A 533-nucleotide genomic window follows, 5' to 3' on the forward strand; every position below is an offset into this window, starting at 1 on the left:
GTGGTGACCATGAGCAGCCTGCGCCGGTCCAGCGCGTCGGCCAGCGCCCCGCCCCACAGCCCGAACACGATCAGCGGCACCAGCGCGAACACGCCGGTCAGCCCGACGTACGCCGAGCTGCGGGTGATCTCGAACACCTGCTGCGGGACCGCGACGATCGACAGCTGGGCACCGATCACGGTGACGATGTTGGCGATCCACAACCTGCGGAAGTCCGGCTGCGCCAGTGGCCGGGTGTCCGCGAGTTGCCGCCGGAGAAGTGACACGCGGGGCAGGGTACTCGGCGACACGGTTCGCGCTGTCGGGGTCACCCCTTATCCTTCAGTGGCACCCGCCCGAGGAGATCAGATGACCACACCCCCCACCGATCGCGAGCAGACCGCGGTCATCATCCTGGCCGCCGGCTCCGGCACCCGGATGAAGAGCGCGACCCCCAAGATGCTGCACCGCGTGTGCGGGCGGACCATGCTCGGCCACGCCCTGCACGCCGCGGCCGGGATCCGGCCGGATTCGGTCGTGGTGGTGGTGGGCCA

2 protein-coding genes are annotated in these 533 nt (G+C 70.4%); one reads left to right on the top strand and one right to left on the bottom strand.

Translation table 11 applies throughout. The features are described 5' to 3' along the window. The coding region (locus tag B4M60_RS12880; RefSeq protein ID WP_291084657.1) for an MFS transporter at positions 1-266 on the bottom strand (266 nt) is incomplete at its 3' end. Positions 267-348: 82 nt separating this feature from the next. Between B4M60_RS12880 and B4M60_RS12885 the strand changes: the two genes are divergently transcribed. Continuing rightward, positions 349-533: NTP transferase domain-containing protein (locus B4M60_RS12885; protein ID WP_291084660.1), on the top strand; the 185-nt coding region annotated here is incomplete at its 3' end.

Source organism: Dietzia sp. UBA5065 (assembly GCA_002415925.1).
Classification (GTDB): Bacteria; Actinomycetota; Actinomycetes; order Mycobacteriales; family Mycobacteriaceae; genus Dietzia.